Origin of the sequence: Streptococcus sp. UMB0029 (genome assembly GCF_002871495.1) — a bacterium.
Classification (GTDB): domain Bacteria; phylum Bacillota; class Bacilli; order Lactobacillales; family Streptococcaceae; genus Streptococcus.
The window spans coordinates 138,807-148,083 of record NZ_PNGD01000006.1 but is presented as its reverse complement, the minus strand read 5'-3'; the positions used below and the strand labels follow the sequence as shown (position 1 = coordinate 148,083).

2 protein-coding genes and 2 pseudogenes are annotated in these 9,277 nt (G+C 39.0%); 3 read left to right on the top strand and 1 reads right to left on the bottom strand.

Annotated elements, in window-relative coordinates:
- The 3 genes and pseudogenes from CJ239_RS05585 to CJ239_RS05570 form a co-directional block, all read left to right on the top strand.
- Positions 1-1,979, top strand: a 1,979-nt coding sequence (locus CJ239_RS05585) for a pneumococcal-type histidine triad protein (protein ID WP_102210819.1), incomplete at its 5' end; no start/stop codon positions are given.
- 263 nt (positions 1,980-2,242) lie between these two features.
- The gene (locus tag CJ239_RS05575; protein WP_102210818.1) at positions 2,243-5,326 is read left to right on the top strand and encodes a pneumococcal-type histidine triad protein; all 3,084 of its coding nucleotides are present in this window, start codon (positions 2,243-2,245) and stop codon (positions 5,324-5,326) included.
- A gap of 241 nt (positions 5,327-5,567) precedes the next feature.
- Positions 5,568-8,771 (top strand): annotated as a pseudogene (locus CJ239_RS05570) (pneumococcal-type histidine triad protein); the annotation flags it as partial.
- 295 nt (positions 8,772-9,066) lie between these two features.
- Here CJ239_RS05570 and tnpA read toward each other — a convergent pair.
- Positions 9,067-9,277: pseudogene (tnpA, locus tag CJ239_RS05565) on the bottom strand (IS200/IS605-like element ISSsu4 family transposase); the annotation flags it as partial.

The following is a 9,277-nucleotide window of genomic DNA, read 5'->3' as shown; positions in this document are numbered from 1 at the left end:
GTCATTCTGACAATACGAAACCAAGCAGTCCTGAGAAACCAAGTTTAACATCAAGTTCAACGATTAGACCAAACTTTAATCTCAATACGCAAGCATCAAATCGAGGAACTGGAGGCGCTTATACAACGGATGATGGGTATGTCTTTAGTCCGACAGATGTGATTGAAGATACAGGAGATGCTTTTGTTGTACCGCATGGAAATCATTTCCACTATATACCTAAGAGTGATTTGTCGGCAGGAGAATTGGCTGCTGCCCAAGCCTATTGGAATGGGAAACAAGGCTCACATTCTGCTACAAGTTCAAGTAAACCAAGTAGTGACAATCCAAATCCAGCCCAGCCAAGTTTGACAGAGACACCAAACCTGACTGTCACCCCAACATATCATCAAAGTCAAGGGGAAGATATCCCAACACTTTTAAGTGAATTGTATGCCAAACCTTTATCAGAACGCCATGTGGAATCGGATGGCTTAGTCTTTGACCCAGCACAGATTACTAAACGTACTGCCAATGGTGTGGCAGTTCCTCACGGAGATCATTATCACTTTATCCCTTATTCACAAATGTCCCCTTTGGAAGAAAAATTGGCTCGTATGATAGCTGTCAAGGGACAAAATGGCAGTGTTGTCTTGCCAAGCGTCACTCCTCTGAAGCCAGCCCCTACTACCAAACCTCTTGCACCAGTGGAAAATAAACAGACTGAACTTGATGTCAACCAGGTTGTTAGAAAAATTGGCGACGGTTATATTATCGAGGATAAGGGCGTTAGTCGTTATGTTCTAGCTAAAGACCTAGCTAAGGATAAGATTGATGCTATTGAAAATCTTTTGTCTAAGAAAACTCAAGAAACACACGCTCTAGTTGCGAAGAAAGAAAATGTACCACCTAGGGACCAAGAATTTTATGATAAAGCATATAATTTATTGGCCGAGGCTCATAAAGCCTTGTCTGAAAATAAGGGTCGTACTTCTGATTTCCAAGCTTTAGACAAATTAGCAGAACGCTTGAATGATGAATCTTCTAATAAAGGAAAATTGGTAGATGATTTATTGGCATTCCTAGCACCAATTACCCATCCAGAACGACTTGGCAAACCAAATTCTCAAATTGAATATACCGAAAACGAAGTCCGTATTGCTCAATTAGCTGATAAGTATACAACGTCAGATGGTTACATTTTTGACGAACATGATATTATCAGTGATGAAGGAGATGCCTATGTAACGCCTCATATGGGCCATAGTCACTGGATTGGAAAAGACAGCCTTTCTGATAAGGAAAAAGCTGCGGCTCAATCTTATACTAAAGAAAAAGGTATTTTACCTCCATCTCCAGACGCAGATGCTCAAGCAAATCCAACTGGAGATAGTGCGGCGGCCATTTACAATCGTGTGAAAGGGGAAAAACGAATTCCACTCGTTCGACTTCCGTACATGGTCGAGCATACAGTTGAAGTTAAAAATGGTAATTTGATTATTCCTCACAAGGATCATTACCATAACATTAAATTTGCTTGGTTTGATGATCATTCATACAAAGCTCCAAATGGTTATACTCTAGAAGACTTATTTGCGACGATTAAGTACTATGTTGAACATCCTGATGAACGTCCACATTCTAATGACGGATGGGGAAATGCCAGCGAGCATGTCTTAGGTAAGAAAGACCACAGTGAAGATCCAAATAAGAACTTCAAAGCGGATGAAGAGCCAGTAGAGGAAACACCTGCTGAACCAGAAGTCCCTCAAGTAGAGACTGAAAAAGTAGAAGCAAAACTTAAAGAAGCAGAAGCTTTACTTGCTAAAGTAACTGATGCCAGTCTGAAGGCCAATGCGACAGAAACCCTAGCTGGTTTACGAAATAACTTAAGCCTCCAAACCATGGATAATAATGGTATCATGGTAGAAGCAGAAAAATTACTTGCGTTGTTAAAAGGAAGTAATCCTTCATCTGTAAGTAAGGAAAAAATAAACTAATGAAAAATGAAAGTCTCGATAAAGAGGCTTTTATTTTTATTATGTGGATATGTAAAATTCTTGACAATCGATATTAAAAAGAGTAAACTATTAACTAGTTAATTAACTGGTTCATTATTTTATGCTCTTCGAAAATCAAATTCAAACCACGTCAGCGTCGCCTTACCGTACTCAAGTACAGCCTGTGGCTAGCTTCCTAGTTTACTCTTTGATTTTCATTGAGTATTTTAGTGAATCAAATAGAGTGAAGAAAAGAGGAAAGAATGAAAATCAATAAAAAATATCTAGCTGGGTCAGCAACTGCACTTGTTTTAAGTGTCTGTGCTTATGAACTAGGTTTGCATCAAGCTCAAACTGTAAAAGAAAATAACCGTGTTTCATACATCGATGGCAACCAACCAAGCCAAAAGGCAGAAAATTTGACACCAGATGAAGTTAGTAAGAGAGAGGGAATCAACGCCGAACAAATCGTTATCAAGATTACGGATCAAGGTTATGTGACCTCTCATGGAGACCATTATCACTACTATAATGGCAAGGTTCCTTATGATGCTATCATCAGTGAAGAACTGTTGATGAAAGATCCGAATTATCAGTTGAAGGATTCAGACATTGTTAATGAAATCAAGGGTGGCTATGTGATTAAGGTAGACGGGAAATACTATGTTTACCTTAAGGATGCCGCCCATGCGGACAATATTCGGACAAAAGAAGAGATTAAACGTCAGAAGCAGGAACACAGTAGTAATCATAATACAAGTACAGATAATGCTGTTGCTGCAGCCAGAGCGCAGGGACGCTATACAACGGATGATGGGTATATCTTCAATGCATCTGATATCATTGAGGACACAGGTGATGCCTATATCGTTCCTCATGGCAATCACTTCCACTATATTCCTAAGAGTGATTTGTCTGCCAGTGAGTTAGCTGCTGCCCAAGCCTTCCTATCTGGAAAAGGTGGCCAATTAAGTACCGTTGAATACCGTTCAAGCAGGGGAGAAACAAGATCTAGTGTGAGAACGAGTCAATCTGAGGCTCCTCAAGATTCTGCAACAACTCCTGAGAGTCAAAATGAGGATTTGGATAGTCTCCTTCAAGAATTGTATGCCTTGCCACTTAGCCAACGTCATGTGGAATCTGATGGATTAGTATTTGACCCAGCACAGATTACAAAACGTACTGCAAATGGTGTGGCAGTGCCTCACGGGGATCATTTCCATTTCATTCCTTATTCGCAAATGTCTGCCTTGGAAGAAAAATTGGCTCGGAATTTACCAATTGGAGGTCAGCCAGTTCAAAGTCATTCTGACAATTCGAAACCAAGCAGTCCTGCGAAACCAAATTCAACGATTAAACCAAACTTTAATCTTAATACGCCGGCACCGAATAGAGGAACTGGAGGCGCTTATACAACGGATGATGGGTATGTCTTTAGTCCGACAGATGTGATTGAAGATACAGGAGATGCTTTTGTTGTACCGCATGGCAATCATTTCCACTATATACCTAAGAGTGATTTGTCTGCAGGAGAACTGGCTGCAGCCCAAGCCTATTGGAATGGTAAACAAGGCGCACATTCCTCTACAAGTTCAAGTAAACCAAGTAGTGACAATCCAAATCCAGCCCAACCAAGTTTGACAGAGACTCCAAATCTGACTGTTACTCCAACTTATCATCAAGACCACGGGGAAGACATTCCTACACTCTTACGTGAATTGTATGCCAAACCTTTATCAGAACGACATGTAGAATCTGATGGACTCGTCTTTGATCCAGCACAAATCGTCAAACGTACTGCAAATGGTGTCGCAGTGCCTCACGGAGACCATTATCACTTTATCCCTTATTCACAAATGTCCCCTTTGGAAGAAAAATTGGCTCGTATGATAGCTGTCAAGGGACAAAATGGCAGTGTTGTATTGCCAAGTGTCACTCCTCTGAAGCCAGCCCCTACTACCCAACCTCAAGCACCAGTGGAAAATAAACCGACTGAACTTGATGTCAACCAGGTTGTTAGAAAAGTTGGCGACGGTTATATTTTCGAGGATAAGGGCGTTAGTCGTTATGTTCTAGCTAAAAACTTGACCAAGGATAAGATTGACGCTATTGAAAATCTCTTGTCTAAGAAAACTCAAGAAACACACGCTCTAGTTGCGAAGAAAGAAAATGTCGCTCCTCGTGACCAAGAATTTTATAATAAAGCATATAATTTATTGGCCGAAGCTCATAAAGCCTTGTCTGAAAATAAGGGTCGTACTTCTGATTTCCAAGCTTTAGACAAATTAGCAGAACGATTGAATGATGAATCTTCTAATAAAGGAAAATTGGTAGATGATTTATTGGCATTCCTAGCACCAATTACCCATCCAGAACGTCTTGGAAAACCAAATTCTCAGATTGCTTATACAGACGATGAAATTAAATTAGCGAAATTAGCAGGTAAGTATACAACAGAAGATGGATATATCTTTGACATTCGTGATATTACCAGTGATGAGGGAGATGCTTATGTAACTCCGCATATGACCCATAGCCATTGGATTAAGAAAGATAGTTTATCTGAAGCTGAAAGAGTGGCAGCTCAGGCTTATGCTAAAGAGAAAGGTTTGACGCCTCCTTCAACAGATAATCAGGGTTCAGGAAATACTGAGGTTAAAGGAGTAGAAGCAATCTATAATAAAGTGAAAGCAGCTAAGAAGGTTCCACTTGATCATATTCCTTACAATCTACAACATACTGTTGAAGTTAAAAATGGTAGCTTAATTATACCTCATTACGACCATTACCATAACATTAAATTTGGGTGGTTTGACGAAGGACTTTATGAGGCACCTAAAGGATATAGTTTAGAGGATCTCTTTGCGACTGTAAAATACTATGTAGAACATCCAAACGAACGTCCGTATTCAGATAATGGATGGGGAAACGCAAGTGACCATGTTCGTAAAAATAAAGCAGACAAAGATAGTAAACATGATGAAGAAAAGGAAGAACATCATGAAGCAGATGAGTCAACTCCTCCTGAATCTAATGAAAAGGATAATCACTCAAGTTTGAGCCCTTCAGTAGATAATCTTTATAAACCGAGTACGGATGAAAAAGATAAAGAGGAAGAAGTTAAAGATACAGCAGATGAAGCTGAAGTCCCTCAAGTAGAGACTGAAAAAGTAGAAGCCAAACTTAAAGAAGCAGAAGCTTTACTTGCTAAAGTAACAGATACTAGTCTGAAAGCTACTGCAACAGAAACCCTAGCTGGTTTACGAAATAATCTGAGCCTACAGACCATGGATAATAATGGTATCATGGCAGAAGCAGAAAAATTACTTGCTTTGTTAAAAAGGTAGCGAATCAGTTATAACGAAACCAGAAGAATAAAATTTATCCTATAAATCAAAAGGAGTAAGAGTCAGTAGCGATACTGGCTTTTATTTTTTAAAATGACATAAAAAACTTGACAGATAAGCTTAAAAGAGGTAGAATGTTTACTAGTTAATTAAATGGTTAAATAACTGGTTTATAAAAAACTGTTTAACCGAGAAAAAGAAGCTAAGAAATAGCTTCATCATTTATTGAAATGAGGAGTTTATGAAATTTAATAAAAAGTATATAGCAGCTGGATCAGCTGTTATCGTATCCTTGAGTCTTTGCGCCTATGCACTGAACCAGCATCGCTCGCAGGAAAATAAGGACAACAATCGTGTCTCTTATGTGGATGGTGGCCAGTCAAGTCAGAAAACTGAAAACTTGACGCCAAATCAGGTTAGCCAAAAAGAAGGAATTCAGGCTGAGCAAATTGTTATCAAGATTACAGATCAGGGCTATGTGACGTCACACGGTGATCACTATCATTACTACAATGGGAAAGTTCCTTATGATGCCCTCTTTAGTGAAGAACTCTTGATGAAGGATCCAAACTACCAACTTAAGGATGGAGATATTGTCAATGAAGTCAAGGGTGGTTATATCATCAAGGTAGATGGAAAATATTATGTCTACCTAAAAGATGCAGCTCATGCTGATAATGTTCGGACGAAAGATGAAATCAACCGTCAAAAACAAGAACACGTCAAAGATAATGAGAAGAACAGCTCAGATGTTTCTGTAGCAAGGTCTCAGGGACGCTATACGACAGATGATGGCTATGTCTTTAATGCTTCTGATATCATTAAAGACACAGGTGATGGTTATATAGTACCACATGGTGGTCACTATCATTTCATTCCTAAGAGTGACTTGTCGGCAGGTGAATTAGCAGCCGCAAAAGCATATTTATCAGGGAATACTACAGCTCTCAGTCAATCTTTATCAGTGACACCGAATAATGGTGTTACTGCAGCAGATGATGGTTATGTCTTTAACCCTAATGACATTGTCAGAGATACCGGTGATGCTTATATAGTAAGACATGGGGACCACTATCATTATATTCCTAAGTCATCTCTTAACAATCTCCCATCACACTCTAACACGGAAGAGGTAGGAAGTTCTTCTAGTTCTGTATTAAGTAATCCGTCACCACATGTCCACCATGAGGACGAAGATGATCATGGTTTTAATGCCAGTCGAATTATCAGTGAAGATTCAGAAGGTTTTGTCATGACTCATGGCGACCACAATCATTACTTCTTTAAGAAAGATTTGACAGCAGAACAAATCAAGGCAGCGCAAGATCATTTGAAAGGTGTAAGAACAGGAACACCAAGTCCAGCACATGATGACGATGACGATCATGATGAAGATGCACATGGTCATCACCATGAAGAACACGGCCATGATTTTGATGCCAATCGAGTTATCAGTGAAGATGCGGCAGGCTTTGTCATGACTCATGGCGACCACAATCATTACTTCTTTAAGAAAGATTTGACACCAGAACAAATCAAGGCAGCACAAGATCATTTGAGAGGTAAAACGCCAGTAACACCAAGTCCAGCACATGATGACGATGACGATCATGATGAAGAAGCACATGGTCATCACCATGACGAACATGGCCATGGTTTTGATGCCAATCGCGTCATCAGTGAGGATGAGCAAGGTTTTGTCATGAGTCACGGTGACCACAATCATTACTTCTTCAAGAAGGATTTGACAGCAGAGCAAATTAAGGCGGCTCAGAATCATTTGAACACACATCATGATGCAGAGCCTGTAAAACCACTTGCAAAATCTGTTGAATTATTCTCTAAAGATGCTAGTGATGAAGAAAAAATAGCTTATATTTCTAAGACCTACGGGGTTCCACTTGAAGCTATTAGAATTTCAAACGGATTCTTTGTATTTGGTAATCCAGACCAAGCCTATGATCCAACTCATATCCATCCCTACGCTGTTCGTAAGGAACATGTTCGACTTCCACTCCAAACTGGCAATCCAGAACTTGATTTCTTAAATGAACTCTATACTACTGCCTTACGTGATGGTGTGTCTCCTTATAGCTTACAGGTGGAAAATGGTAGTTTTGTGATTCCTCATGGCGACCACAATCACTATATCAAGGTTCAAACCAAGGGCTATGAAGTAGCTTTGAAAAACAAGATTCCAGCCCTCCAATCTAACTATCAACCTGGAGATTTTGATGAGAAGGCAGTATTGGCAAAAGTAGATCAACTTCTAGCTGAAAGTAGAACGATCTATCAAGATCAACCTATTAAACAAAGACAGATTGAGTTGGCTTTGGGGCAATTTACTGAGAGTATGAAGAAACTTGCAACCAACTCTACTGCGGGTTATCTTGCAAGACTTGACCTCTTTGATAAGCAATATATCCATATTGATGAAAGTGTCAAACCAGTCGAAACAAGTGCATTAGATAAGAAATATCAGGCCTTGATTGATAAAATCAATACACTAGATACTGACTCTTATGGACTTCCGAAAAAAGACCTTCTAGTTCGTCTTCAAGAAGCTAAATTGGCAAAAGATGAGGCTGGTTTAGTAGCGATTGAATCACAACTTCAAGCTCTTCAAGACTTTAATGATCGTACTGGTGATACAACAGTGGAATACATCAAGTACTTCTATGAGCATGTAAATGATAGTCGTTTAAGTGATGAGCTTCGTAATAAAGTTGCTAATTTGACTTTGACTTTATATCAATCACAATCTTTCCGTAAGGCTGTGGACTTGAATAAACTGTTCCCAAGCATTTACCAAATAAAACAAGAAGTAGAAGAGGCTTTGAAAAATCAGCCAACTTCTTCAAAAGTAAATGAAACAGTTTTAGATAAAGAAACAGTTGATAGTCAATCTGCTAAGCAAGCAATTTATGAATTCCTGAAAGAACTCTATCCTGATTTTAAAAAAGAAGAACATGTTAATCATGTTAGCAAAGAGCAAGTTGAAACTATCTTAACCAAAGCAGAGCAATTCTTAGCTCAAGTGAAAGAAGTAGGAATCAGACAATCCTTGGCAGAAGAAGTAGAAAATCTAAAAGTTGCAGCTAGCAAGGCTGATGCAGATTTGGATGAAATCAATGTCCAGGTTAACGATCTATTGAAATGTATTGTAGCTACTCTGCAAAAAGAGAAAGAGACTGCGCAACAAGATCCACAAATAATTAATCTACATAAACAACTCTATGGATATATCAACTCATTACATAAGTATTTAGAAGATAACAATGGTTCAAATGAAGAATTTGATAAAGTTGATAAACTATTCGATCAGCTTGATGATGATGTTAAAAATAATGATAAAGAAGCTTTACTTGAATTAGCGAAAACAATAGTAGCCTTGACTCAAGAAATCAAGTCTAAATCAAGAGCAAGTGAAGAAACAACTCCAGCAACAAAAGCTGAATCGAATGCTGATAGCACAAGTGCAGAGAATCAACCAATTGCAAGTACAGCAACCGAAGCACCAGTAGCAGCTGAATCAACTTCAGAAAAGAAAACAACTGAATCTGTAACAAGTACTGGAAATCAAGAAAAACCAGCTCAATCATGACCACCCGTCTAACGGGTGGTTTGAACCAAGGGCTATAAGCCCAAATTACCAGCCAGCGCCTAAAGACGCTGGCTTTCACGTTGTTCAAGCCTTATTGCTCTTGACTCGTCACTTGCCTCTTAAAGAGGCTTTAGTATTACTTACCACTATCCCTAAAGGGATCCTCATATTCTTTTACACTTAATTTATCTAGTGCTATATCATGCTTTTCCTGTTCTTGAATATATTTCTTAATTGTGGCTTCATTGAGTCCAACCGTACTCACATAATAACCTTCCGCCCAAAAATGCCGATTCCCAAACTTGTACTTGAGATTGGCGTGTTTGTCAAACATCATGAGTGCACTT

Bases quoted from the DNA above. Each gene is read 5' to 3' on its own strand.
- CJ239_RS05575 (WP_102210818.1), top strand. From the start codon at position 2,243: ATGAAAATCAATAAAAAATATCTAGCTGGGTCAGCAACTGCACTTGTT.